This is a genomic window from Pseudoflavonifractor sp. An176, assembly GCF_002160435.1.
In the GTDB taxonomy this organism is placed as follows: domain Bacteria; phylum Bacillota; class Clostridia; order Oscillospirales; family Oscillospiraceae; genus Enterenecus; species Enterenecus faecium.
Genome location: NZ_NFKO01000012.1, coordinates 13,739 through 39,107 on the forward strand (window position 1 = coordinate 13,739; position 25,369 = coordinate 39,107).

At 59.2% G+C, this 25,369-nt stretch carries 18 protein-coding genes and 1 pseudogene; 10 read left to right on the forward strand and 9 right to left on the reverse strand.

The window, feature by feature from the left end:
• Nucleotides 1–124: 124 nt before the first annotated feature.
• The 5 genes from B5F12_RS06940 (at nucleotide 125) to B5F12_RS06960 (ending at nucleotide 6,741) form a co-directional block, all read left to right on the forward strand.
• On the forward strand, nucleotides 125–1,348 hold the full coding sequence (locus B5F12_RS06940; RefSeq protein WP_087232339.1) for a BMP family ABC transporter substrate-binding protein: 1,224 nt from the start codon (nucleotides 125–127) through the stop codon (nucleotides 1,346–1,348).
• Between the two features lie 647 nt (nucleotides 1,349–1,995).
• Entirely contained in the window at nucleotides 1,996–3,576 is a 1,581-nt protein-coding gene (locus B5F12_RS06945) for an ABC transporter ATP-binding protein (protein ID WP_087232342.1), read from the forward strand.
• Nucleotides 3,577–3,579: 3 nt separating this feature from the next.
• Nucleotides 3,580–4,689, forward strand: coding sequence for an ABC transporter permease (locus B5F12_RS06950; protein ID WP_087232345.1), 1,110 nt, complete (start codon nucleotides 3,580–3,582; stop codon nucleotides 4,687–4,689).
• Nucleotides 4,682–5,677 carry an ABC transporter permease gene (locus B5F12_RS06955; protein WP_087232348.1) on the forward strand — a complete coding sequence of 332 codons (996 nt, stop codon included), beginning with the start codon at nucleotides 4,682–4,684 and terminating at the stop codon, nucleotides 5,675–5,677. The genes B5F12_RS06950 and B5F12_RS06955 overlap by 8 nt, the downstream gene beginning before the upstream one ends.
• A 116-nt stretch (nucleotides 5,678–5,793) precedes the next feature.
• Nucleotides 5,794–6,741 (forward strand): Abi family protein, encoded by a 948-nt coding sequence (locus tag B5F12_RS06960; RefSeq protein WP_087232351.1) that lies wholly within the window; start codon nucleotides 5,794–5,796, stop codon nucleotides 6,739–6,741.
• Nucleotides 6,742–6,978: 237 nt separating this feature from the next.
• Here the strand turns inward: B5F12_RS06960 and B5F12_RS11730 are convergent, their stop codons facing one another.
• Nucleotides 6,979–7,371, reverse strand: coding sequence for a hypothetical protein (locus tag B5F12_RS11730; RefSeq protein ID WP_143482351.1), 393 nt, complete (start codon nucleotides 7,369–7,371; stop codon nucleotides 6,979–6,981).
• A gap of 26 nt (nucleotides 7,372–7,397) precedes the next feature.
• Nucleotides 7,398–7,982, reverse strand: coding sequence for a hypothetical protein (locus B5F12_RS11735; protein WP_143482352.1), 585 nt, complete (start codon nucleotides 7,980–7,982; stop codon nucleotides 7,398–7,400).
• 88 nt (nucleotides 7,983–8,070) lie between these two features.
• Between B5F12_RS11735 and B5F12_RS06970 the strand changes: the two are divergent.
• A pseudogene (locus B5F12_RS06970) lies at nucleotides 8,071–8,750 on the forward strand (IS256 family transposase); the annotation flags it as partial.
• Between the two features lie 135 nt (nucleotides 8,751–8,885).
• On the opposite strand, the gene B5F12_RS12330 reads toward B5F12_RS06970, so the two are convergent.
• The 7 genes from B5F12_RS12330 to B5F12_RS07005 form a co-directional block, all read right to left on the reverse strand.
• The gene (locus B5F12_RS12330) at nucleotides 8,886–10,238 is read right to left on the reverse strand and encodes a peptidylprolyl isomerase (RefSeq protein WP_343286315.1); all 1,353 of its coding nucleotides are present in this window, start codon (nucleotides 10,236–10,238) and stop codon (nucleotides 8,886–8,888) included.
• A 263-nt stretch (nucleotides 10,239–10,501) separates the two neighbouring features.
• Nucleotides 10,502–10,948: a nucleoside deaminase gene (locus tag B5F12_RS06980; RefSeq protein ID WP_087232357.1), complete on the reverse strand. Its 447-nt coding sequence runs from the start codon at nucleotides 10,946–10,948 to the stop codon at nucleotides 10,502–10,504.
• 1 nt (nucleotide 10,949) lies between these two features.
• On the reverse strand, nucleotides 10,950–11,702 hold the full coding sequence (locus B5F12_RS06985) for a peptidylprolyl isomerase (RefSeq protein ID WP_087232360.1): 753 nt from the start codon (nucleotides 11,700–11,702) through the stop codon (nucleotides 10,950–10,952).
• Nucleotides 11,703–12,529: 827 nt separating this feature from the next.
• Complete coding sequence (locus B5F12_RS06990) at nucleotides 12,530–13,876, reverse strand: butyryl-CoA:acetate CoA-transferase (protein ID WP_087232364.1); 1,347 nt, start codon at nucleotides 13,874–13,876, stop codon at nucleotides 12,530–12,532.
• A gap of 428 nt (nucleotides 13,877–14,304) precedes the next feature.
• A complete protein-coding gene (locus tag B5F12_RS06995) occupies nucleotides 14,305–15,564 on the reverse strand; it encodes an acetyl-CoA C-acetyltransferase (protein ID WP_087232367.1) in 1,260 nt (419 codons plus the stop codon).
• Nucleotides 15,565–15,713: 149 nt separating this feature from the next.
• Nucleotides 15,714–18,362 carry a calcium-translocating P-type ATPase, PMCA-type gene (locus tag B5F12_RS07000; protein ID WP_087232370.1) on the reverse strand — a complete coding sequence of 883 codons (2,649 nt, stop codon included), beginning with the start codon at nucleotides 18,360–18,362 and terminating at the stop codon, nucleotides 15,714–15,716.
• A 416-nt stretch (nucleotides 18,363–18,778) separates the two neighbouring features.
• Nucleotides 18,779–19,969, reverse strand: a complete 1,191-nt coding sequence (locus B5F12_RS07005; protein ID WP_087232373.1) for a peptidylprolyl isomerase — start codon at nucleotides 19,967–19,969, stop codon at nucleotides 18,779–18,781.
• A 1,414-nt stretch (nucleotides 19,970–21,383) separates the two neighbouring features.
• Between B5F12_RS07005 and B5F12_RS07010 the strand changes: the two genes are divergently transcribed.
• From B5F12_RS07010 to hydF, 4 genes are read left to right on the forward strand one after another with little or no spacing between them, the layout of a single operon-like run.
• Nucleotides 21,384–21,647 carry a TM1266 family iron-only hydrogenase system putative regulator gene (locus B5F12_RS07010; RefSeq protein WP_087232376.1) on the forward strand — a complete coding sequence of 88 codons (264 nt, stop codon included), beginning with the start codon at nucleotides 21,384–21,386 and terminating at the stop codon, nucleotides 21,645–21,647.
• On the forward strand, nucleotides 21,637–22,599 hold the full coding sequence (gene hydE / locus B5F12_RS07015) for a [FeFe] hydrogenase H-cluster radical SAM maturase HydE (protein WP_087232378.1): 963 nt from the start codon (nucleotides 21,637–21,639) through the stop codon (nucleotides 22,597–22,599). The genes B5F12_RS07010 and hydE overlap by 11 nt, the downstream gene beginning before the upstream one ends.
• Before the next feature lie 27 nt (nucleotides 22,600–22,626).
• Entirely contained in the window at nucleotides 22,627–24,042 is a 1,416-nt protein-coding gene (gene hydG / locus B5F12_RS07020; RefSeq protein ID WP_087232381.1) for a [FeFe] hydrogenase H-cluster radical SAM maturase HydG, read from the forward strand.
• 14 nt (nucleotides 24,043–24,056) lie between these two features.
• Nucleotides 24,057–25,235 carry a [FeFe] hydrogenase H-cluster maturation GTPase HydF gene (hydF, locus tag B5F12_RS07025; RefSeq protein ID WP_087232384.1) on the forward strand — a complete coding sequence of 393 codons (1,179 nt, stop codon included), beginning with the start codon at nucleotides 24,057–24,059 and terminating at the stop codon, nucleotides 25,233–25,235.
• Nucleotides 25,236–25,369: the final 134 nt, after the last annotated feature.

Here is a 25,369-nt window from a genome sequence, read left to right on the forward strand (position 1 = left end):
GCGGGAGGGGCAAGCCCCTCCCCTACGCCCTTTCACGGAGAAACCACGATTTCAGAAAAGGGAATACCCTTTTTTGTAAATATAGTAGGAATCAAACGGGATATTTGAAGGAGGAACGAAACGTATGAAAAAGCGCATCCTTGCCCTGGTGATGGCTGGCGTTATGGCGCTGAGCCTGGCCGCCTGCGGCGGAAACAGCGACCCCAAGAGCTCCAACTCCGGCACTGCCGACAGCGACTTTAAGGTCGGCGCCATCTATATCAACAAGAAGACCGACACCGCCGGTTACACCTACGCCCACCACAAGGGCATCACCACCGCCATGGACGAGCTGGGCCTGGACTCTGACAGCCAGCTGGTCATCGTGGACGAGGTGCCCGAGGAGGACGACAAGGTGGCCGCCGCTGTGGACACCCTGGTGGGTGAGGGCTGTGATATCATCTTTGGTATCTCCTTTAACTACCTCAACGCCATGAACGCCAAGGCCGAGGAGTACCCCGAGGTGATCTTCTCCCACGCCACCGGCTACCTGTCCAACGAGACCAACTTCAACAACTACTTCGGCCGCATCTACCAGGCCCGCTACCTCACCGGCGTGGCCGCTGGTTTGAAGAGCCTGGAGACCGGCAACAATCATGTGGGCTACGTCTCCGCCTTTGGCACCCAGTACGCTGAGACCTGCTCCGGCATCAACGGCTTCGCCCTGGGCGTGCAGTCCGTGAACCCCAACGCCACCGTGTACGTCAAGGAGCTGGGCGCTTGGACCGACGAGCAGAACGAGTACGCCTTTGCCGAGGAGCTCATCAACAGCTATGACTGCGGCATTATCGCCCAGCACTGTGACTCCGCTCAGCCCCAGATCGCCGCTGAGAAGGCCGGCGTGTTTGGCTGCGGCTACAACTCCGACATGACCGTGGACGCCCCCAAGGCCCACCTCACCGCCGCTGTGTGGAACTGGGACGTGTACTACAAGCAGGCCATCGACACCGCCATGACCTGTGGCGGCGCTGAGAACTTCGTCACCGCCATGGGCGGCCCCGCCTACTATGAGGGTCTGGTCAAGGGCCTGGTGGGCGTGTCTGAGCTCAGCGACAACTGCGCCCCCGACACCCAGGCTTACCTGGACGCCATCATCGAGCTGCTGGCCACGGGCGAGTGGGACGTGTTCTCCGGCGTGAAGCTGTCCTACACCAAGAATGACGACGGCTCCGTCACCATCACCCAGACCGACTCCGCTCTGAAGACCAACGACGGCAAGGAGATCGTGCCCGCTGGCGGTAAGAGCGTGGAGGACTCCGTCATTACCGGTACCATGAACTACTTTGTGGAGGGCGTGCAGGTGGGCTAAGTCCCAACCCTCTCCCAGCAAGACCCGATTCATCCGGGCCGGCCGGACATTCCCGGCAGGCCCGGATGTCTGTTTTTCCGGGGAAAAACAAGTTAGTGAATAATGAATCGTGAAGAGTGAAGAAGTATGGTGTGCCGCATTGCGGCACGGATTTTATGAGAGGCTGTGACTGGAGGGTACGGCAAAAGGCTCTCTCCGGGAGGGAGGCTTTGGGCTGGCAGGTATGGGAAGCTAGACTCCCGGCGGTGGCTGAGACACCGCACCACCAGAGTAGGCCCGGAGAATGGAACCACTCAGCCATAGGGCCAGCTGCCCAGGGTGGCCTGGGCTGAAAGCAGAAACAGGGCTGAGACCAGACAGACGGGCCGAACAGCAACTTGACGCAGTTCCAGCCTGGTACCCCGGGGAGGTACCTAGGGGGGAACGCCCTGGGCGATTCTTTCCCCCATTTCTCATCGCTGAGAAATGGGGCCCAGCGGAGCGTCCTTGCCAGGCTGGCAAGGCAATGCAAGAAGAAAAGAGAAGGGCAAACCCTCTCCGTCAGCCCTGACGGGCTGCCACCTCTCCCAGAGGGAGAGGCAAGTGAATAGTGAAGAGTGAATAGTGAAGAAGTGCAGGGCTACGCCCTGCAAAAGGAGGCAGATTGCATGGCAGAAGAATATGCCGTGGAACTTCGTGGCATCACCAAGACCTTCGGTCCGGTGGTGGCCAACCACAACGTCAACCTGAATCTCCGAAAAGGAGAGATTCTCTCCCTGTTGGGAGAGAACGGTTCCGGCAAGACCACCCTGATGAACATGCTGTCCGGCATCTATACCCCCGACAGCGGCACCATTCTGGTGGACGGCCAGCCCGTGACCATTTCCTCCCCCCAGGACGCCAAGCGGCTGGGCATCGGCATGGTCCACCAGCACTTCAAGCTGGTGGATGTGTTCTCCGCCGCCGATAACATCTGGATGGGGGCCCAGGAGGCGGGCTTTGTGCTGAAAAAAGACCGCTACCGCAAGATTGAGGAGATGGCCAAAAAGTTCGGCTTCGACCTGGACCCCCGCAAGCAGGTGTGCAACATGGCGGTGTCCGAAAAGCAGACCCTGGAGATCATCAAGGTGCTCTACTACGGCGCCAAGGTCATCATTCTGGACGAGCCCACCGCCGTGCTCACCGTCCAGGAGATTGAAAAGCTCTTCGGGGTGCTCCGCCGCATGCGGGACGAGGGCCACTCCATCATCATCATCACCCACAAGCTCAATGAGGTGATGGACATCTCCGACCGGGTGGCCATCCTCCGCAAGGGTGAGTATATCACCACCGTGGACACCAAGGAGACCAACGAGCAGGAGCTCACCGAGTGGATGGTGGGCCACAAGATCGACCTGAACATTGAGCGGCCCAAGATGGAAAAGCTCAAGCCTCTGCTGGAGATTCGGGACCTGACCATCCGCAGCGACGAGGGCAACGTGGCCATCGACAACGTCAGCTTCTACATCCGCGGCGGCGAGATGCTGGGCGTGGCAGGCATCGCCGGATGCGGCCAGAAGGAGCTGTGCGAGGCCATCGCCGGCCTGCGCCCCATTGAGTCGGGCAAGATGATTCACAAGGGTGAGAACATCGTGGGCCTGAGCCCCAAGGAGATTCTGGCCAAGGGCATCTCCATGTCCTTCATCCCCGAGGACCGTCTGGGCATGGGCCTGGCCCCCTCCATGTCCATCACGGACAACATGATCTTGAAGAACTACAACGATGCCAAAGGCCCCTTTGTGGACCGGAAGGCGGGTAGGGAGGACGCCCAGCGGGTGATTGAGGAGCTGGGTGTGGTCACCCCCTCCACCGAGACCCCGGTGCGTCGGCTCTCCGGCGGCAACGTGCAGAAGGTGCTGCTGGGCCGTGAGATCAAGGCGGGCCCCAACGTCATCGTCACCGCCTACCCGGTGCGTGGCCTGGACATCCACTCCTCCTATGCCATCTACAACATCCTCAATGAGCAGAAGAAGAGCGGCGTGGGCATCCTCTTCGTGGGCGAGGATTTGGACGTGATGATGGCCCTGTGCGATAAAATCCTGGTGCTGTGTCACGGCAAGGTCATGGGCGTGGTCCACGCCCACAAGACTACCAAGGAGGAGCTGGGCCTGATGATGACGGGCAGCCTGGACCTGACCCACAAGTACGAGGACAAGCCCGCCGGCTACGCCGCCGACAGCTTATTCCAAGAGGAAGGGGAGGAGAAGTAAGCCATGCGTGTGCACATCGTCAAGCGGGACGACTGCCCGCTGCTCAAAAAAATCCTCCTCATTGTGGGAGCGGTGGCGTTGGCCCTGGTGCTGGGCGGCCTGGTGCTGCTGGCCATGGGCGTCAACCCCCTGGAATACTACTTCAAAATGTTCACCATGGGTATGGTGGGCAACAAGATCGCCTATAAGGCGGCGGAAAACTACCTGAAAATCCTGGTGCCTCTGATTCTCACCGCCTTGGGCCTGTCTCTGGCCTTTAAGATGCGCTTTTGGAACATCGGCGGCGAGGGCCAGTTCATTGTGGGCGCCATTGCCGCCGCTGCGGTGGCCTTTCAGGCCGGGCCCGTGCTGCCCACTCCGGTGGTGCTGCTGCTGATGTGTCTGGCCGCCATGCTGGCCGCCGGACTGCTGGGCCTGTTTGTGGCCGCCCTCAAGGTGAAGTTCGGCACCAACGAGACCCTGCTCACCCTGATGCTCAACTACATCGCCCTGTACTTCCTCACCTTCCTGGGGGAGACCAAGGCGGATTGGAACTTCTTCCTGAGCGCAGAGTCCGCCCGTCCCACCTTCGCCAGCTTCACCTCCATCGTGTCCTTCCCCCGGATTATGCTGGGCAAGTTCGGGCTGAACATCTGCGTGCTCATTACGCTGGCTCTCGGCGTGCTGGTGTACGTCTACCTCAAGCGCACCAAGCAGGGCTATGAGATCGCCGTGGTGGGCGACTCCATGGGCACTGCCCGGTATGCAGGCATGAAGGTGAGCACCATCGTGCTGCGCACCGTGTTCCTCTCCGCCTGCCTCATCGGCCTGGCCGCCGCCTTCAAGGTGGGCACTGCCGGCATCCTGTCCGCCTCCATCACCGACGATGTGGGCTGGACCGGCATCATTGTGGCCTGGCTGGCCAAACTGAGCACCGTGGGCATCTTCCTGGTGTCCGCCCTCATCGGCGTGCTGCAATACGGCTCCACCGCCGCTGCTGCCACCTTTGCCTCGGTGGATTCCAGCTTTGCCGACATGCTCCAGGGCGTCATTCTGTTCCTGGTGCTGGCGGCGGACTTCTTCACACGCTTCCGCGTGGTCATCGCCAAAAAGGAGGTGGAGCGCCATGGATGATAAGCTGAACATTGTCACCACATTCCTCCACAACATCATTGTGTATAACATCCCCTTGCTCTACGGCACCGTGGGAGAGATCACCATTGAGAAGTCGGGCAGCCTGAACCTGGGCGTGGAGGGCACCATGGCCGTGGGCGCCATCTTCGGCTATATCCTGGGCTGTTACGCCAACTCCATGGTGGTGGGCGTGCTGGTGGCCTTCCTCACCGCCGCCCTGTGCGGCCTCATCTTCGCCGTGCTCACCGTCACCTTCCAGGCCAACCAGAACATCACCGGTCTGACCATCACCACCTTTGGCCTGGGTGTGTTCTTCTTCGTGGGCAACGGCGTGAAGGCGGTGAGTTGGCCCGCCATGAACAACTACTCCAACATTCAAAACGGCTTTGCCGACCTGCCCATTCCGGGGCTGTCCAACATCCCGGTGCTGGGCGAGGTGCTCTTTGACCACAACGTCCTGGTGTACCTGGGTGTGGTCATCGCCCTGGTGATGTGGTGGTATTTGAAGTACACCCGCACCGGGCTGAGGCTGCGGGCCGTGGGTGAAAACCCCGCCGCCGCCGACTCCGTGGGCATCAACGTGCGCCGCTATAAGTACCTGCACATTATGCTGGGCTCCGGCATCATGGGCATTGGCGGCTACTATATGGGCCTGAACATGAACGGCTCTCTCTCCTCCAGCTGCTGGATCAACGGCTATGGCTGGATCGCCGTGGCCCTGGTCATCTTCGCCAACTGGAGCCCCGCCTTCGCCATGGTGGGCACCGTGGTGTTCGGCTTCTTCAACACCCTGCGGGTGTCCGGCCCCTCTCTGGCCATGGCCTTCCCCGGCCCTCTGGGTTGGCTGGCCGGGGTGCCCTCTCAGCTGTACCAGGCCTTGCCCTTTCTCATCACCGCTCTGGTGCTCATTGCCACCTCGGTGAAGAAGAGCAAGAACAGCGGACAGCCTGCGGCCCTGGGCCTCAACTACTTTAGAGAAGAACGATAAAACAAGAAAAACTTCCACACCTTTTCCAAAGGGTGTGGAAGTTTTTTGTTAGAAGCTTTTATAATGGGACGAAATATGATACAATGGACCATATTTCATGAATTGGTGATGTAAGAATGAAGCGGATGTTATCCATAGATGAGCAAATCCAGCATATGAAAACAAAGGGCATTACATTCAATGAAATCACAGAGGATGAGGCAAGAACTTTTTTAGCCAAGCACAGCTACTACATGAAGGTTGCAGCCTATCGAGAGAATTACTCCAAATGCCAAGAGGGAAGAAGACAGGGACAATATATTGGCTTGGATTTTGCACATTTAAAGGAACTATCCACCATAGATATGCATCTAAGATACTTGATCATGAAAATGTGCCTGGATATCGAACATGCCATTAAAGTACGACTGGTCCATCTGGTAACAGAAAATCCAGGGGAAGATGGATATCAGCTGGTCAAAGACTTCTTATGTGCCAATGAAAAGGTGCGCAAACAAGTGGAGAGCCACAAATCCAGCTACTACTGTCATGACCTGATTGAAAAGTATGAGCCAGATTTTCCAATATGGGTATTTGTAGAAGTAATTTCATTTGGTACTCTGCTCCATCTGTGCCATTTTTATCGGAACCGATATGGGGTAAAGATTGTGGACCATAAACTGATGAATACCGTTCGGGATTTGCGAAATGCTGCGGCACATAGCAATTGTCTTATCAACAATCTTTCGAGAAAACTGGATGCCACAAAGCAAGTAGCCTATGAAGTGGTTCAGTGGCTGAAGAACATGGGAGGTATCTCGAAGAGCTCCCGTAATAACAACATGAGATCAGCATTTACCCATGATATTGTGGTGCTGCTCTATGTGTATGATAGTTTAATGAATCCCGTTCCTAGGCAAAAGCGATATGAAGAATTGTCTGATTTTCTACACGGACGAGTGGTACGACATAAGGAATACTTTGCTGCAAATACAAAAATTTGCGGTACATATGAATTCCTCCAAAAAATTGTTGACAATTTGACCAATAACGCATATAATATTAGCACCATTGAAAAGCAGTAATGCTTTTGTAGGGAGTGGCGCACCGCTAGGTGTTCCGCTCCTGATTTTTTTGCTTAAAACTCAGCAAATACATAAATCTAAGCAAGATTTACGCAAGTGCTAAGCAAGCATCTGGAGGCTGCCATCGAGGAAGAAATACTCATTGACACCGTCGAGCAGCTTGCTTCAATAACAAGTGAAATCATGGGCAGAAAAACAATTCGTGTTTTCTGCCCATGATTTTTGAATGTGTTCTAGTTATTTAAATGTAATAGTGAAAAAGTCCTTTTGAACCTTTTTGTTATTGATCCAAAACTGTATTTTGTATTTTCCTTCTTTTAATTCAGAAAAGGTTTCTTCACGCACATAAAAATCTTGCGTAGATGAACTATGGGCACCAATCTGCTTAGTGGTTCCCCACTTGACAACGGTATTTCCCTGAACATCATACACACATCCTCCAATCTTAACAGTTTGGGATGTCGATGTATTATTTCGTAGAACCATTTCGACGCCGAAATTATGATTCAAAGCTTTATAGAAATGACTAGTAAAGACTTTCCCTCTTGCTCCAGTAGAGTATAGACTAATTTTACATAGTTCAAGCGGAGGCCGCTTTGGCTGCGATGGCACGTTTAAAGGTATCTGCATAATAATTCTCCTTTCATATCAAATTGCTATTTGTAAGCAACTGTAAAAAAGGCTTTTTGAACTTTTGTGTTATTAATCCAAAATTGTGATTTGTATTTTCCACTTTTCATTTTAGCAAAGGATTTTGCATCGACAAAAATATTATGTGTCAAAGTAGAGTGGGGATTAATTTTCGGAGTGAAGTTTCCTTTGAACACGACATTACCACTTTCGTTATAAATACAATGACCTAAATGAATGGTCTGTGTACTGCTAGACGTGTTCTTCAATACCACTTCAATACCAAAGTTATGATTGATTGATTTGTAAAACTTATCTGTATACACCTTTCCTTTCGAACCTGTAGAATAAAGGTGTATACTTTGCAAGGTTACGCGAGTATTAGAGGAGACATTCTTCTTTGTATTTTGGGATGATTGTGAGGGTCTAAAGGATTTACTGGTTCCGGTACCCCTTCCACCATTACTTTTATTGGTGGTGTTATTTTTTTGGTTGTTATTACCGCTAATATAATTTTTTACAACAACTGAACTGCTATCCTTGTCTTTTTTTGAACTAACAAGGGTTGATAAAAAATCCCAAAAACCTGCCAAAATATCATCCCCTTCCATAATTTACTTGTATTATACCATAGACAAAAGACCATGTCCATGAATGGGTAGCTGTTTTTGATTAAAAAAACTTGTCAACTTGTTTCGGGGTGGATAGTTTGAAAATGTGGCCATTCTGGTTGCGATTGCAGTAAATGAAGACGGATACCGCGAGGTTTTAGGTGCTGCAGAGGGCATGAAAGAGGACAAAGCCAGTTGGGTCAGCTTCTTCCAGTGGCTGCGTGGCCGTGGCTTGGACGGGGTCAAGCTGGTAGTTGGAGCCAGTGTCTTGGTATGCTGGAGGCTGTGGGAGAAGTGTTCCCCAAAGCCAAGTACCAGCGTTGTACCGTCCATTTTTACCGCAATGTGTTCTCTGTAACGCCTCGCTCCAAGGTGAAGCTGGTGGCTAAGATGCTCAAGGCGATCCATGCTCAAGAGAGCAAAAGAGCTGCTAGAGAAAAGGCTAAGGCTGTGGTGGAGGAACTGCGCTCGATGAAGCTGAAGGAAGCCGCCAAGAAGGTGGAGGATGGCATCGAGGAAACGCTGACCTACTGCGATTTCCCCAGCAAACACTGGACCCGCATCCGTACCAATAATGTCATTGAAAGATTGAACCGGGAAATCCGCCGCCGCACCCATGTGGTGGGCAGTTTCCCGGACGGAAACTCTGCTCTCATGCTGGTCTATGCCCGGCTACGCCATGTAGCTGGCACCCAGTGGGGCAACAAGAAGTACATGAACATGAAGCACCTGGAGACTGCCATTAAGGACGTCTCCATTGCTGGCTGACTTCATTCATGCCAGGGCCTGCAAACCAATTTGCGCAAAACTCTTGACACTACCCAAGCAATTATCAATGTGCAGACATAGAAAAAGAGAAAAGGTATAAAACCCCCGGAGTATGCTCCGGGGGTTTATAGCTGCTTACTGATCGGTGAGAATGGTGATGGAGGTGATCACCGGCTGGTCCTCGGCGGAAATGGTGCCGTTGTCGTCGGTGGGCTGGGCGGCCTCACAGATGGCGTCTACCACGTCCATACCCTGGGTGACATAGCCGAACACGGCATAGTCCCCGTCCAGATTGGTGCTGTCTTCCTGGACAATGAAGAACTGGGAGCTGGCGGAGTTGTAGTCCGAGGAGCGGGCCATGGAGATGGCACCGCGGGTGTGGGAGAGGTTGTTCTCATAGCCGTTGTTGGTAAACTCGCCCACGATGTTGTTGTCCGAGCCGCCGGTGCCGTCCCCGTTGGGGTCGCCGCCCTGCATCATAAAGCCCTCAATGATGCGGTGGAAGGTCAGGCCGTTGTAGAAGCCGCTGTTGGCCAGCTCCACAAAGTTGGCGCAGGTGATGGGGGCGGCCTCCTGGTCCAGCTCCACGGTGATGGTGCCGTAGTCCTCCACCTCAATCTGGGCGGTGTAGGTGACACCGGACTCCAGAGCAGCGGGGGTGTAGGTGTCGGTAGTCTCGTCGCTGGTGGCGGTCTCGGTGGCAGAGGCGTCCTCATCGGTGGTGGTGGGGGTGGCCGTGGCGGCGGGGTCCTCGTCCGAGGTGAAGTGGGCGATGGCCACCGTGCCGCCCACCAGGGCTGCGCATACCACCACAGCTACCGCGCTGTATACAATGGTTTTCTTTTTCCGCTGCTTCTCCAGGGGGGAGGCAATGGCGTCTATGGCCGCCTGGGCCGCCTGGTCTACCGATTCCGGCACCGTGGTGCCGGTCTCCTCCTGCTGCAACGCCTCCAAGAATCCCTCCCAGGTGGTGTCCGGTCTCTGGCTGTGCCGGATGAGACGCTCCACGTTGGTGCGCTGGGCCTCCAGGGCCATGGCCACCGTCTTAACGTCCAGCTTAAAGGCGGTGGCCAGCTGCTGCTGGTTGTAGCCGCCTACGGTGTGCAGCACCAGAAGGAACCGGGACAGAGGGGGCAGGGCTTGGAGCAGCGCCTGGGGCTGTCCCGAGGTGACCAGTTCCCCGGAAATGAGGAAGTTTCGGTTTTGGGGAATGCGGAAGGACTTGGGCTGGTGCTTGAGGATGGTGCGCTTGCAGGACTCCACCGCCTTTTGAATGGCCAGGTGGGTAAAGTCCTCCTGGGTACAGATGGGGTAGAGCTTCATGCTGTCCCACACCTGTTTGCCCGCATAGGCAGCGGCCTGCTTGGCCCCGTCCTCCTGGCCGGTGAGCAGCAGGGAGACATAGTATACCTTCTGTTTGCAGCCCTCATATACCTCCAGCATGGCCTTGCGCTGGCCTCTCTGGGCTTGTTCCAATTGTGTCGCCATGGTACGACCACCTTTCTAGCGAGTTGTGTCCCTCTGAGTATAAACCAGAAAGCTGAAATGACGCTAAAAAGAGGCCATAGTTTGGGGGTAAAACACAAAAACTCCAGGGCCGCTTGCAAAGCCCCGGAGTTTTTATAAAAGGATGGAGGATAGAATGAAAAAGAAAGGATATCTCTTGCAAGTGTTATGATACGCAACAGTCATTACAAAAGTTTGTGCACAATTGTTACAAAAGTATTAAATGATGCAAAGACTTTGTAAAGTCACCGGAGAGTGGAAAAAAACTCCTCCAAAATCCCCCGGCATTCCCTCTCTAGCAGGCCGCCGTAGATGCGGGGGTGGTGGTTAAACCGCTCCTCGAAGAGGTTGAGCACCGACCCGCAGCACCCGGATTTGTCCTCTTTTGCCCCGTAGCGCACACAGGCGATGCGGGCGTTGATGATGGCCCCGGCGCACATGGGGCAGGGCTCCAGGGTGACGTACAGGGTGCACCCGGTGAGCCGCCAGGAGCCCACAGCGGCACAGGCCATGTTGATGGCCTCCACCTCGGCATGGGCGGTGGCCCGGCCGTCCGCCTCCCGGCGGTTGCGGCCCCGGCCGATGATGTCCCCCTCTGGGGAGACAATGACGCAGCCTACGGGCACATCTCCCTGGGGGATGCAGGCTCGGGCCTCTTTCAGGGCCTCCTCCATGTATTCCTCGTGGGTCATGTTACTTGTTGGTGAGGATGGTCACCGAGTTGATGACGGGCTGCTCCGAGGCGGGGATGGTGCCGTTGCCGTCGGTGGGCTGGGCGTCCTTACAGATGGCATCCACCACGTCCATACCCTCGGTGACGGTACCGAAAGCGGCGTAGTCGGGGTCCAGGAAGGTGGAGTCCTCATGGACGATGAAGAACTGGGAGGAGGCGGAGTTGGGGTCGTTGGAGCGGGCCATGGAGATGGTGCCCCGCTTATGGGACAGGGGGTTGTCCCAGCCGTTGGAGGAGAACTCGCCCACGATCTCATGCTCGGAGCCGCCGGTGCCGTTGCCCTCGGGGTCGCCGCCCTGAATCATAAAGCCGTCCATGATGCGGTGGAAGGTCAGGCCGTTATAGAAGCCGCTGTTGGCCAGCTCCACGAAGTTGGCGCAGGTGATGGGAGCGGCGGACTGGTCCAGCTCCACGGTGATGGTGCCGTAGTCCTTCACGTCGATGCGGGCGGTGTAGGTCACGTCCTCTTCCAGAGCGGGGGGCGTGTAGGTGTCGGCGCTGGTGGTGGCGGTGGGATTGGCAGAGTTCTGGGCCCCGGAGGTGGTGGAGGGCTTCTGGGTCAGCACCACAGCGGCGATGATGAGGATGGCCACCACCACAATGGCGCCGATGCCCCACACCAGGGGATTGGACTTCTTGGCGGGCTGGGTGGGCTTGGCCTTGGCCTGGGGGGCGGAGTGGGGGTTGGATTTCTTGTTCTTTTTCTTAGACATGATGGTAGGTTCCTTTCTTGTGTAAGACTGTCCACAGTGTACACCAAAAATGGGGGAAAGGGAAGGGCTTAACGCCTCCCTTGTAAAAAGCGAAGCTGTCAGCCGCCCGGCTGGCGGAGGGATTGTACTTCTCCGATTTCTCAGGCGGAAACCAGCGCCCCAGCCGGGGACGCTCCGCTGGGCCCCCTTTCTCAGCGATGAGAAAGAGGGGAAAGAATCGCCAAAGGCGGGGCCTTCCCCCGCCTTGTGGAATCCACCCCGCGGTACGGGATGTCCCTGCGTTCTCCTTGTTTCGTCCCTGGACTAGGTCATGTCACATAGATGGCGTAGACATTCTGTGGATTGTGCCTACTCCTCTGTAGGTGGTACTTCTGCCGCCAGGGCCTTACCCTAGTGTGCCGCTGTTCCCAGCGGTCGGGGGCCTGGCTCTCGGCGGCGGGAACGCCGCTTCTCCAAGGTAGGCCCGGACATGGAAACCACCTGGTGATAGGGCCAGCTGCCCAGGGTAGCCTGGTGTGGTGGCACAAACAGGGGCCACAGCAAGGGTGACGGGCCGAATTTCGTTTTGACGCAGGCCCAGCCTCGTACCCAAAGGGAGGTCCTTAGGGGGGAACGCCCTAAGCGGGTTTTGGTTTCTTTTGCCCGCTCAAAAGAAACCCCCAGCGGGAAGCGTCCCCACCAGGCTGGCAAGTCTGAACTAGGCCTTTTAGAAGAACAACCCTTCAGTCAGCCTAACGGCTGCCAGCTCCCCTGACTCAGGGGAGCCATTGGGCAAGACAAGGGCCTGTTGCAGCTGCAACAGGCCCTTGCAATGGGAAAAGGGGAACTTACCGCTTATTGGACTTGCGCCAGATGTGCATAGCCTCGGCAGCGGCAATCAGCTCGTCCCGGAACTGGGGAGCAGCCACGGAAATCAGGCCCTCGGCACGCTCCCAAGTGGTCTTGCCCTTGACATTGAACATGCCCTGCTCGGTGACCACATAGTGGAGGTTGCTCCGGGTGCAGGTGGCAATGGAGCCCTCAATGAGGGTGGGACGGATGCGGGACTTCACCTCGCCGGTGGCCTTATCCTTGAAGGTGGAGGAGCAGCAGATGAAGCTCTTGCCGCCACGGGACAGGTAAGCGCCCATCACGAAGTCCTGCTGACCGCCGGCACCGCTGATGTGGTGGATGCCGGAGGACTCAGAGGAGACCTGGCCGAAGAGGTCGATGTCCACCGCGCCATTGATGGAGATGAAGTTGTCCAGGGTGGACATCCGGGCGATGTCGTTGGTGTAGTCCACGGGTGCGCTCATGCACTCGGGGTTGTTGTCCAGGAAGTCGTACAGCTCCTGAGTACCGGCGGCGAAGGCGTAGGTCTGGCGGCCCTGGTCGAAGTTCTTCCGGGCGCCGGTGATCTTACCAGCCTTGGTCATGGCCACAAAGGCGTCCACGTACATCTCCGTGTGCACGCCCAGGTCCTTCAAATCGGACTGAGCGATCATCTGGCCCACAGCGCCGGGCATGGAGCCGATGCCCAGCTGGAGACAGGCTCCGTTGGGGATCTCGGCCACGATCTGACGGGCCACCGCCAGGTCGATCTCGGAGGGCTCGCTCAGGCCAGGCATGGTGCCGATGGGGCCATTGGGGCCCTCCACAATGGCGTTGACCTGGGAGATGTGCACCCCGGTGTGGTAGCCGCCCAGGCAGCGGGGCATATTCTCGTTGACCTCCACGATGATGTGCTTGGCCCGGGCGCACATGTCATACAGGTGGGAGGCGTTGGGGCCGAAGTTGAAGTAGCCGTGCTGGTCCATGGGAGCCACCTGGAACATGGCCACGTCGATGGGGTCAATGCAGTCCCGGTAGTAGCCGGGCAGCTCGGAGTAGCGGATGGGGGCGTAGTAGGCCAGACCGAGCTTGGCCATCTTCCGCTCGGTGCCGCCCATGTGCCAGGAGTTCCAGGTGAAGTGCTCGGCGGGATTCTCAATCTGGGCGATGGCGGGCATGTGCAGCAGAATGCCGCCCCGCACCTTCACGTCGTACAGCTCGCCCATGCGTCCGGCCAGAGCCTGGTCCAGCACCTCGGCGGTGTTGGTGCACCAGCCATAGTCCACCCAGTCCCCGGACTTGACCACTTTCACCGCTTCCTCAGCGGTGGTGAGCTTCTGACGGTATTCTTCCTGATAGCTCATAAGATACCTCCAAAATAATGAAGAATGAAAAATGAATAATGAAGAATTATGGTGTGCCGCTTCCAGCGGCACGGATTTGGATTTGTTGGGCGTAGGGGAGGGGCTTGCCCCTCCCGAATCCCCCAAGGCAATACCAGGGTAACCACGGGCCGGGCAAGCCACGGCCCCTACCACGGGGTACCCATCAAAGGAGATAATACTCAAACAAGGGTGTGGGGTGACCCCCCACACCCTTGTCCTTGGATGTTATCACGCTCGGGTTGGACGCATGGTGCGTCTACCCTCACGGACAGATACGCTTCACACCCTCCGCGACGGTCGCCTTCCCTGCGACTCCAGGCAAACCCGCACAGCCGTGGGCTGCTGCTGGGCTTTGCCTGTCGCTCCGGTCCAGGCTCCCTGCTCCCGGGTGCTCAGACGCACTTAAATTAGCACTTCTCAAAAATGGTGGCAACGCCCATGCCGCCGCCGATGCACAGGGTGGCCAGGCCGCGCTTGGCCTCGTCGCGCTTGAGCATCTCGTGGAGCAGAGTGACGATGATACGAGCGCCGGAAGCGCCCACGGGGTGGCCGATGGAGATGGCGCCGCCGTTGACGTTGACCTTGCTCATGTCGAAGCCCAGCTCACGAGCCACAGCGATGGACTGAGCGGCGAACGCCTCGTTGGCCTCCACCAGATCCACGTCCTCGATCTTCAGGTCGGCCTTGGCCATGGCCTGACGGGAAGCGGGCACGGGGCCCACGCCCATGATCTTGGGATCCACGCCGCCCTGGCCCCAGCTGACCAGCTTGGCCATGGGCTTCAGGCCGTACTTCTCCACAGCCTCGCCGGAGGCCAGCAGGATGGCGGCAGCGCCGTCGTTGATGCCGGAGGCGTTGGCAGCGGTCACGCGCTGAACGTGCTGCTTGGCATCGGCCTCGTGGACCTGAGTGACCTCAAAGGTGTGGACGATCTCGTCCTCCACGCCCTCGGGACCCACGGGGAAAGCGCCACGCAGCTTGCCCACGGACTCCATGGTCACGCCAGCCTTGGGGAACTCGTCCACCTTGAACTCCACCATTTCCTTCTTCTTCTTCACCATCACGGGAACGATCTCGTCCACGAACTTGCCAGCGGCCTGAGCAGCCTCGGTCTTGTTCTGGGAGCTGACGGCGAAGGCGTCCATCTCCTCACGGGTGATGCCCCACACGTCGGCGATGTTCTCAGCGGTGGTGCCCATGTGGTAGTTGTTGTAGGCGTCCCACAGACCGTCACGGATCATGGTATCCACAACCTTCTTGTCACCCATGCGGGCGCCCCAGCGCTCGTTGGGCAGGGCGAAGGGAGCAGCGGACATGTTCTCGGTGCCGCCAGCCACGATCACGTCAGCGTCGCCAGCCAGGATGGCGCGAGCGCCCTCGATGACGGACTTCATGCCGGAGCCGCACACCATGCCCACGGTGTAAGCGGGGACGGAGTAGGGGATGCCGGCCTTCACGCTCACCTGACGGGCGGGGTTCTGGCCCTGGGCAGCCGTGAGGATGCAGCCGAACATGACCTCGTCCACCTGCTCGGGCTTCACGCCGCCACGGTTCAGAACTTCCTTGACCACGGTGGCGCCCAGGTCCACGGCGGGCACGTCCTTCAGGGAGCCGCCGAAGGAGCCGACAGCGGTGCGGCAGCAATTGACCACGTATACTTCTTTCATGATGTGTAACCTCCAGTATGATGTAAAATGATCTTCTTGGATGTCGTAGTTACCCCGATTATACCCGAAGATTGTGAAAAAATCAACAATACAATTTTGTAAAGTTCATAGAAAAAATTAGAAAAATGCTTGGTGGATTTCCACGGAAATTAGGCGAAATGAGAGGATTCGTTAGACGAAGAGTGAAAAAATCTCTTTTCCACCTCTGTCACCACAACAGGAGTTATGGACAAAATCACCACGACCAGCCATTGCTGGAAGGTGAGAAAGGTGACGTGAAACACCCCCATCAAGGGGGGCAGCAGGAGGACGGCCAGCTGGAGGGCGGCGCCCACCACAAAGGCCTGGTTCATGGCGGGGTTGGTGAACACCCCCAGGGAGAGCAGGGACTGGTGCTCACTGCGCACGTCAAAGGCGTGGAACAGCTGGCAGAAGGTGAGGGTGGCAAAGGCCATGGTGTTGGCGGTGGCATCGGCGGTGGTGGGGTCGCCCAGCACGTACTCCCCCACAAAATAGGCCAGCAGGGTCAGCGCCCCCACCAGCGCCCCCTGCCAGAGAAGGCGGATGGTAAAGGCGGGGGTGAACAGGGGCTCGTGGGCCTTGCGGGGTGGCTTCTCCATCACGTCCGCCTCCACCGGCTCCAGGCCCAGGGCCAGGGCGGGGAGGGAGTCGGTGACCAGATTGAGCCAGAGAAGCTGCACCGGCACCAGGGGGGCCTGGTGGAAGTGGAAGAGGGTGGCCAGAAACAGGGTCAAAATCTCCCCGATGTTGCAGGAGAGCAGGTAGTGGATGGACTTTTTGATGTTGGCGTAGATGCCCCGGCCCTGCTCCACGGCGTGGACGATGGTGGCGAAGTTGTCGTCGGTGAGAATCATGTCGGCGGCCCCTTTGGCCACGTCGGTGCCGGTGATGCCCATGGCGCAGCCGATGTCGGCGGCTTTCAGAGCGGGGGCGTCGTTGACCCCGTCCCCGGTCATGGCCACCACGTACCCCTTATTTTGCAGGGCCTGGACAATGCGCATTTTGTGTTCCGGGGACACCCGGGCGTACACGGTGAATTTGTCCGCCTCCTGCTCCAGCATCTCCTGGGGCATAAAGTCCAGGTCCGCCCCGGTGAGGGCCATATCCCCCTCCCGAAAGATGCCCAGCTCCTTGGCGATGGCCACGGCGGTGAGTTTGTGGTCTCCGGTGATCATCACCGGGCGAATCCCCGCTTGAAAGCACTGGGCCACCGCCTGTTTTACCTCCACCCGGGGCGGGTCAATGAGGCCCATGAGCCCCACAAAGGTGAGATCGTGCTCCAAGAGGGCCTCCATGTCCCGGGGCGGCGGGATGACATCCACATCCTTGTAGGCGCAGCCCAGCACCCGCAGGGCGTTCTGGGCCATGGCGGCGTTGGCGCTCTCCACCTGCCGCAGGGTGGGCACGTCCAGGGGCACCGAGGCCCCGGCCAGGATGTGGGTGCACCGGGACAGGAGCACATCCGGGGCCCCCTTCACCATCACCCGGTACCGACCCCGCAGGGGGTGGACGGTGGTCATGAGTTTCCGCTGAGAATCGAAGGGAATTTCCGCCACCCGTGGCATTTCCTGTTCCAAAATCTCCTTGTCCAGCCCCTCCTCCAGGGCGGCGTCCACCAGAGCGGTCTCGGTGGGGTCTCCCAGCAGGTGGGGCACCCCATCCGAGTCGTGGTTCAGGGTGGCGTCGTTGCACAGAGCCCCCACAATGAGGGCCTCCAGGCGGTGCTTCTCCCGGGCGGTCCAAATCTGCACCACCGTCATACGGTTCATGGTCAACGTGCCCGTCTTGTCCGAGCAGATCACCCCGGCGCAGCCCAAGGTCTCCACCGCCGGGAGCTTTTTCACAATGGCGTGGTGGCGCACCATCCGCTGCACCCCCAGGGCCAGCACAATGGTGACAATGGCGGGCAGGCCCTCGGGGATGGCGGCCACCGCCAGGGCCACGGCGGTGAGGAACATGTCCAGCAGGGGGATGTGGTAGAGAAGGCCGATGCCGAACATCACCGCGCACACCCCCAGGCAGGCAAAGGACAGGGTGGAGGAGATTTCCCCCATTTTTCGCTGGAGGGGGGTGGAGGGGTCGGACTGATTGAGGAGCATTCCGGCGATGCGCCCCACCTGGGTGTCCATGCCGGTGGCGGTGACCACGCAGGTGGCCCGGCCATTGGTGATGACGGTGGAGGAGATGACCATGTTGGACTGGTCTCCCACCTCGGTGTCCTCCGCCAGCACCGCCCCCGACTCCTTGGACACCGGAACCGACTCCCCGGTGATGGCGGACTCGTCCACCTTCAGGTTGGCACAGTGTAAAATGCGGCCATCGGCGGGCACCAGGTCCCCCGCCTCCAGCAGGATGATGTCCCCGGGCACCAGCTGGCGGGTGTCCAGGCGGAGGGTCTGGCCGTCCCGCACCACCCTGGCCAGGGGGGCGGACATCTGTTCCAAGGCCTCCAGGGCCTTGTGGGCGCTGTTCTCCTGGGTAATGGAGATCACCGCATTCACCACCACAATGAGGAGGATGATTACCGCCTCAATCCAGTCCTCGCCGTGGGTGGAGATGAGGGAGAGGGCGGCGGCGAAGAGGAGCACCACAATCATGGGGTCTTTGAGCTGGAGGAGAAAGCGCAGAATGAGGGGGGTGGGTTTGGGCTTTTCCAGCTGGTTGGGGCCGTATTGCTGGAGGCGCTGGGCGGCCTGGGTGGAGGTGAGGCCCCGGCTGGAGTTGGTGTCCAGCTCCTGGAGGGCCTGGGCCGAGCTTTTGGTGTACCACTGGGTCATAACGATGCACTCCTTTGTTGTTCGGGTGCAGGGGAGGAGGGGACAAAAAAAGACCAATCCGCACGAAAATTGCGCGGATTGGTCTATATTTCTCTGTTCTCTGTGCCCGCTGCACGTCTTTTGTGGGTGCATTGTATCAGGGGCACACAGTGAGTGCAAGGGAAAAATGGCGAGGGGGGAAGGGGACGAATGAATAGTGAATCATGAATAGTGAAGAAGTATGGTGTGCCTGCGGCACGGATTTTATAAGGGAACACAGTCCCCGGCAGACCGCCGTAGGGGCCGGGCTTGCCCGGCCCGAAAACCCAGGGCAATGCCAGGGGAGCTGCGGGAGGGGCAAGCCCCTCCCCTACGCATAGCAAACCAAGAAATGCGGCAATGTTTTGGGCCTGCATTCTTCATTCTTCGTTCTTCATTTAACCAACAGCCTCGTCCTCCACCGAGCCGGTGGCCTCAGGGTCAGCGGAGGGGTTGACGGAGGGAGAGGGAGTCTCCTGGGCGGCGGTGTACTTCTCGTTGAGAGCCACCTGGTAGGCGTTGAACTTGTTGTAGAAGTCGGCCACGTCCAGGTTGTCCAGAGTCTCGGTGGACTGGATGTCGGCGTCGGCGATCCACTGGTCCACCTGCTGGCCCATCTTGTACTCACGCCACTTGTCCACGTACTCGCTGGTGTCGGCCACCTTGTCCCGGATGATGATGTGGTAGCCGTACTCAGACTCCACAATGCCGGACACCTGGCCGTAGTCCAGCTCCAGGGCGGCCTTCTCATAGGCGGAGACCATCTGGCCCAGGGTGGCGGTGTAGCCGTCGGGGCTCTGCTCCAGGCCCTCGTCCTCGCTGTACTCGTTCATCAGGTCATTGAAGAGGGTGGAGGGGTCGTCGCTGGCGTTGAGCTGGGCCAGAATGTCCTCAGCCAGGGCCTTCTTCTCGGCGATGGTCTCGTCGTCCAGCTTGGGGTAGGCGTAGGAGCCGTCCTCCTGGACGGTGGGGGTACCCTCGGTGTCCACGGTCTTCAGGAGGATGTGGCGGGTCTGATAGACGTAGTTGTTCAGGTCGTCCTCGGTGGGCTGGCCGATGGTGGCGTTGAGGACGTTGTCATAGAAGTAGTTGATGGAGTAGACGAACTTCATGGTCTCGTCGCTGAGGCCGTTGATGGTCTTGCGCTGGTCGTACTTCTCCTGGCCCTCGGACATGAGGGTCTCGTTGAGCTCGGTCTGCTGCTCGTCGGTGAGGGGGCAGCCCAGCTCCTCGCACTTGGCCTCCAGAATCTTGTAGTAGGCGGTGACGGTCTTGCTGTCCTCCTTGAGCTGGTCGGCGTAGTCGGCCACATCGGCCTGGTACATCTGGGTGAGATAGGCGCAGTTCACCGCCAGGAAGTACAGGTACAGGTCGGCGGGAATCACCTCGCCGTTGGCGGTGAGCATGGTCTCGTCGCCCTTGAGCCCGGCGGAGAAGTCCAGGATGTCTCGGGACAGGTCGGCCACGATCTCCTCAGAGGGAGCGGGGGAGTCGGTGGGCTCGGCGGCGGGGGTGGAACAGGCGGCCAGGGAGAAGGTCATCCCGGCGGCCAAAAGCAAAGACGTGATGCGCTTTTTCATAGTCATCATGTTGTAACTCCTTTTTCAGGTGCCGGGAAATGCCCGGCACAGTCTAGGGGACATTGTATCACCAAATGGGAGAAAAGGCAAACCCTTTGTGGCGCAGGGCGGCAGCCCTGCACTTCTTCACTTTTCACTCTTCACTCTTCACTTGCCCCAGCCGGGAGTGCTCCGCTGGGCTTGCCGTTCTCCGATTTCCCCGGCGGAAACCAGCGCCCCAGCCGGGGACGCTCCGCTGGGGTCCATTTTGAGTGGCCAAAATGGACGAAAAGCCACTTAGGGCGTTCCCCCCTAAGGACCCCCCTGGGGTGCGAGGCTGGACCTGCGTCTTCCTGTTTTCGGCCCTTGGCCCGGTGGGGTCACATAGATGGCATGGCAATTCTTTTGTAAGTTCCAGCTTCTACGGAAAATAAAACTTCTACCCCCAGGGCCTCACCCTGGTGTGCAACTGTTCCCAGTTGCCGGAAGCCAGGCTCCCGGTGACTGCCTGGCTCAAAGGCTCCCCTGTGTAAGGGGAGCTGTCTGCGAAGCAGACTGAGGAGTTGTTCTTCTAAAAGGCCTCGTTCCGGCTTGCCAGCCTGGTGGGGACGCTACCCGCTGGGGGTTCCTTTTGAGCGGGCAAAAGGAACCAAAACCCGCTTAGGGCGTTCCCCCCTAAGGACCCCCCTTGGGGTACGAGGCTGTCCATGCGTCAAGCCTAAGTTCGGCCCGTCACCCTTGCTGTGGCGCCTAGCCGTGCCACCACACCAGGCTACCCTGGGCAGCTGGCCCTATGGCTGGGTGGTTTCCACCTCCGGGCCTACTCTGGAAGAGCGGCGTTCCCGCCGCCGGAAGCCAGGCTACCGATCGCTGGGAACAGCGGCCAACCAGGGTAAGGCCCTGGGAGTAGAAGGATTATGTTTCAGAGAAGCAGGTATATTCGGTAGAATTACCGATCCATCTATGTGACCCCGCCAGGCCAAGGGCCGCAAAAAGGAGGACGCAGGGACACCCCGTACCGCGGGGTGGATTCCACAAGGCGGGGGAAGGCCCCGCCTTTGGCGATTCTTTGGTGACTTTCTCATCGGGGAGAAAGTCACCCTGCGGAGCAAACCCCGGCTGGCAAGCCTGAGCCTGGGCTGTGGAGAAGAACGCACCTACAAAAGGGAGAACGGAGGCACAGGGGGCGGAAAACCCCCTTGCAAACCCGCCCTACTGTGGTATACTGAACACAACGCCTGCGGCGCTGGGCCCTCGCCCGCCGCCAACGGTCCCCAACCATCCTGTGCTGACCCCAAGGGTGTCCCCCGAAGGGAAAGACGACAGATACCGTTTTATACTCGCCCGCGAATAGACAGCGGGGGAGTCTCTTTTGTCGCCTGTTTTTGCCTGCACAGTGGGTCTGTGCAGGCATTTTTTATTGCAAAAAAGGAGATAAACGCCTATGGACACACGCCTGGCCGTCATCGGCATCATTGTGGAGGACCTGTCCGCCACCGACCACATCAACAATCTCCTCCACGACTATGGAACCTACATCGTAGGCCGCATGGGGGTGCCCTACCGTCAGCGGGGGGTGAGCGTCATCAGCGTCATTCTGGACGCCCCCAACGACGTCATCAGCGCTCTCACCGGGAAGCTGGGCCAGCTGGGCGGGGTGTCCGCCAAGGCCCTGTACGCCCCCGCCACCCAGAGCCATGAGAGCTGAGTTCACCCAGGGGGAGCTGGTGGAGCTGCTGGGGCTGGAGGATTTCTCCCCCATCTACGCCCAGGCAGACCAGGTGCGGGCGGAGACCGTGGGAGATACGGTGCACATCCGGGCCCTGCTGGAGATCTCCAACCACTGTCGGCGCATGTGTACCTACTGCGGTCTCCGGGCCCCCCGCCAAAATCTGACCCGCTACCGCATGGACCCGGAGGAGGTGGTGCAGGCCGCCTGTGAGGCCCACGCCGTGGGCTACCGCACCATTGTGCTCCAGTCCGGGGAGGACCCCTGGTATACCCCCCTGATGCTGGGGCAAATCGTCTCCGCCATCAAGGCCAAAACCGATATGGCGGTGACCTTGGGGTGCGGAGAGATGCGGGAGGAGGACTACGCCTTTTTGAAGCTGGCGGGGACGGACCGATACCTCATCAAGCACGAGACCGCCGACCCGGACCTGTACCGCCGCCTCCACCCGGACAGCAGCCTGGACAAGCGGGTGGGCTGCCTGCGCACCCTCAAGAGGCTGGGGTATGAGACGGGCAGCGGGTTTATGGTGGGCCTGCCGGGGCAGACCCTGGAAACCCTGGCCCAGGACCTGCTGCTGTTGGCCTCCATCCCCTGCGACATGGCGGGCATCGGGCCCTTTTTGCCCCATCCAGATACCCCCTTGCGGGATGGCACGGCGGGAGATGCCGAGCTCACCCGCCGCTGTGTGGCCCTGGCCCGGCTGATGCTGCCCAGCGCCAACCTGCCCGCCACCACCGCCCTCACCGTGCGGGGGGACAACGGCCAGGTGTTTTCCGGGGGCGCCAACGTGGTGATGCGGAAGATCACCCCCAACTGCTACAAGCGCATGTATGAAATCTATCCCGCCCAGCTGCCGGACACGGACATTCCCGCCCAACGCCAGCAGCTGGAGGAACAGATCAGAAGCCTGGGGCGGGTGCCCCTGTGATGATTTTTGAGAAAGAAGGAATCAGCTATGCAGTACAATCCCAAATCCCATATCGCCCAGGAATTCATCCACGATGGAGAAATCCGGGACACTCTGGCCTATGCTCAGGAACACGCCAATGACCGGGCCCTGGTGGAGCAGTTGCTGGAAAAGGCCGAGAATTGCAAGGGCCTGACCCACCGGGAGGCGGCGGTGCTCCTCAAGTGCGATCAGCCCGACCTGGTGGAGCGGATGTACGACCTGGCTCGCCGGATTAAGGAGAAGTTCTACGGCAACCGTATCGTCATGTTTGCCCCCCTGTACCTGTCCAACTACTGCATCAACGGCTGCAAATACTGCCCCTACCACGGCCAGAACAAGCACATTCCCCGGAAAAAGCTCACCCAGGAGGAGATTGTCCGGGAGGTGGTGGCCCTCCAGGACATGGGCCACAAGCGTCTGGCCCTGGAGACCGGCGAGGACCCGGTGCACAACACCATGGAGTACCTGCTGGAGAGCATCCACACCATCTACTCCATCCACCACAAGAACGGGGCCATCCGCCGGGTGAATGTGAACATTGCCGCCACCACCGTGGAGAACTACCGCAAGCTGAAAGAGGCGGGCATTGGCACCTACATTCTCTTCCAGGAGACCTACAACCAGAAGCAGTATGAGGACCTGCACCCCACCGGGCCCAAGAGTGACTACGCCTACCACACCGAGGCCATGGACCGGGCCATGGAGGGGGGCATTGACGACGTGGGCTGCGGCGTCCTCTTCGGCCTGAACCTGTACGACTACGACTTTGTGGGCCTTCTCATGCACGCCGAGCACCTGGAGGCGGTGTACGGCGTGGGCCCCCACACCATCAGCGTGCCCCGTCTGCGCCGGGCCGACGACATCGACCCCGACCAGTTCGACAACGGCATCAGCGATGACCTGTTTGCCAAGATCGTGGCGGTGCTGCGCATTGCCGTGCCCTATACTGGCCTCATCATCTCCACCCGGGAGAGCAAGGAGTGCCGGGAGAAGGTGCTGGAGCTGGGCGTGTCCCAGATCAGCGGCGGCAGCCGCACCAGCGTGGGCGGCTACGCCGAGGAAGAGGAGGAGGACTCCTCCCAGTTCGAGGTCAGCGACACCCGCACCCTGGACCAGGTGGTGAGCTGGCTTTTAGACATGGGCCATATCCCCAGCTTCTGCACCGCCTGCTACCGGGAGGGCCGCACCGGGGACCGGTTCATGTCCCTGTGTAAGAGCGGCCAAATCGTCAACTGCTGCCACCCCAACGCCCTGATGACCCTCAAGGAGTACCTGGAGGACTACGCCAGCCCCGAGACCCGTGCCAAGGGCATGGCCCTCATTGAGAAAGAGGTGGACAAGATCACCAACCCCAAGGTCAAGGAGACCGTCATCCGCCACCTCCACGACATGGAGGGCGGTATGCGGGACTTCCGGTTCTAAGGGGGGACAAAGCCATGAGCGGATTACAGGAGACCCCCGCCGCCCAGCGGCTGCACATCGCCCTGTACGGGCGGCGCAATGCGGGAAAATCCAGCCTCATCAACGCCCTCACCGGCCAGCAGGTGGCCCTGGTGTCCCCCGTGGCGGGCACCACCGCCGACCCGGTGAAAAAGGCCATGGAGCTCCACCCCATTGGCCCGGTGCTGTTCATCGACACCGCCGGGTATGACGACGAGGGAGAGCTGGGACAGCTGCGGGTGGAGGCCACCCGGGACACCCTCACCCGGGCGGACGTGGCCCTGCTGGTGATTGCCGGAGAGCCCAGCCAAGAGGATTTGCAGTGGGCCCAGCAGCTCCGAGAGAAGAACACCCCCTTCCTGGTGGTGCAGACCAAGGGGGATTTGGCCGCCCCAGCCCAGCTGCCCCCGGACCTTGCCCAGCGGGCGGTGGCGGTGAGCGCCGCCACCGGGGAGGGCATTGAGGCGCTGCAAGCGGCCCTCACCGCCCTGGTGCCCGAGGACTTCGGGCGGCAGGATTTGACCCGGGGGCTGTGCAGCGCTGGGGACGTGGTGCTGCTGGTGATGCCCCAGGACATTCAGGCCCCCAAGGGGCGGCTGATTTTACCCCAGGTGCGCACCATCCGGCATTTGCTGGACTTGAAGTGCACCGTGGTGAGCACCACTGCTGACGGCCTGGACGGGGCGCTGGCGGCCCTGAGCGCGCCCCCCAAGCTCATCATCACGGATTCCCAGTGCTTCCCCCTGGTGGCGGCGAAAAAGCCGGGGGAGAGCCTGCTCACCTCCTTTTCCATCCTCATGGCGGCGGATAAGGGGGACATTGACGCCTTCGCCCAGGGGGCAAAGGCCATTGGGACCCTTCATGAGCACAGCCGGGTGCTCATTGCCGAGGGGTGCACCCATGCGCCCCTGGAAGAGGACATCGGACGGGTGAAGATTCCCAATTTGCTGCGGAAACGGGTGGGGCAGGGCCTCCAGGTGGACGTGGTGGCGGGCAACGACTTCCCCCACGACCTCACCGGGTATGACCTGGTCATCCACTGCGGCGGGTGCATGTTCAACCGGGCCTATGTGCTCTCCCGCCTGGCCCAGGCCCAGGGGCAGGGGGTGCCCATGACCAACTACGGGGTGGCCATTGCGTACCTCACTGGGATTTTAAATCAAGTGAGCTGGTAAAACACGTGGTGAAGGATGAAATTCCTTCACCACTTTTTTTGCCCCCAGGCAGGGAACGGGAGGCGCTATGTAAGAGGGGTGTAAAGTTTCTGTTTGGCTTTGGAAGAACGATTGACAGGGGAATATCCACCTTC

Excerpts from the sequence above, each read along its gene's own strand:
- B5F12_RS06940 (WP_087232339.1), top strand. The coding sequence starts at position 125 with ATGAAAAAGCGCATCCTTGCCCTGGTGATGGCTGGCGTTATGGCGCTG.
- B5F12_RS06945 (WP_087232342.1), top strand. The coding sequence starts at position 1,996 with ATGGCAGAAGAATATGCCGTGGAACTTCGTGGCATCACCAAGACCTTC.
- B5F12_RS06950 (WP_087232345.1), top strand. The coding sequence starts at position 3,580 with ATGCGTGTGCACATCGTCAAGCGGGACGACTGCCCGCTGCTCAAAAAA.
- B5F12_RS06955 (WP_087232348.1), top strand. The coding sequence starts at position 4,682 with ATGGATGATAAGCTGAACATTGTCACCACATTCCTCCACAACATCATT.
- B5F12_RS06960 (WP_087232351.1), top strand. The coding sequence starts at position 5,794 with ATGAAGCGGATGTTATCCATAGATGAGCAAATCCAGCATATGAAAACA.
- B5F12_RS11730 (WP_143482351.1), bottom strand. The coding sequence starts at position 7,371 with ATGCAGATACCTTTAAACGTGCCATCGCAGCCAAAGCGGCCTCCGCTT.
- B5F12_RS11735 (WP_143482352.1), bottom strand. The coding sequence starts at position 7,982 with ATGGAAGGGGATGATATTTTGGCAGGTTTTTGGGATTTTTTATCAACC.
- B5F12_RS12330 (WP_343286315.1), bottom strand. The coding sequence starts at position 10,238 with ATGGCGACACAATTGGAACAAGCCCAGAGAGGCCAGCGCAAGGCCATG.
- B5F12_RS06980 (WP_087232357.1), bottom strand. The coding sequence starts at position 10,948 with ATGACCCACGAGGAATACATGGAGGAGGCCCTGAAAGAGGCCCGAGCC.
- B5F12_RS06985 (WP_087232360.1), bottom strand. The coding sequence starts at position 11,702 with ATGTCTAAGAAAAAGAACAAGAAATCCAACCCCCACTCCGCCCCCCAG.
- B5F12_RS06990 (WP_087232364.1), bottom strand. The coding sequence starts at position 13,876 with ATGAGCTATCAGGAAGAATACCGTCAGAAGCTCACCACCGCTGAGGAA.
- B5F12_RS06995 (WP_087232367.1), bottom strand. The coding sequence starts at position 15,564 with ATGAAAGAAGTATACGTGGTCAATTGCTGCCGCACCGCTGTCGGCTCC.
- B5F12_RS07000 (WP_087232370.1), bottom strand. The coding sequence starts at position 18,362 with ATGACCCAGTGGTACACCAAAAGCTCGGCCCAGGCCCTCCAGGAGCTG.
- B5F12_RS07005 (WP_087232373.1), bottom strand. The coding sequence starts at position 19,969 with ATGATGACTATGAAAAAGCGCATCACGTCTTTGCTTTTGGCCGCCGGG.
- B5F12_RS07010 (WP_087232376.1), top strand. The coding sequence starts at position 21,384 with ATGGACACACGCCTGGCCGTCATCGGCATCATTGTGGAGGACCTGTCC.
- hydE (WP_087232378.1), top strand. The coding sequence starts at position 21,637 with ATGAGAGCTGAGTTCACCCAGGGGGAGCTGGTGGAGCTGCTGGGGCTG.
- hydG (WP_087232381.1), top strand. The coding sequence starts at position 22,627 with ATGCAGTACAATCCCAAATCCCATATCGCCCAGGAATTCATCCACGAT.
- hydF (WP_087232384.1), top strand. The coding sequence starts at position 24,057 with ATGAGCGGATTACAGGAGACCCCCGCCGCCCAGCGGCTGCACATCGCC.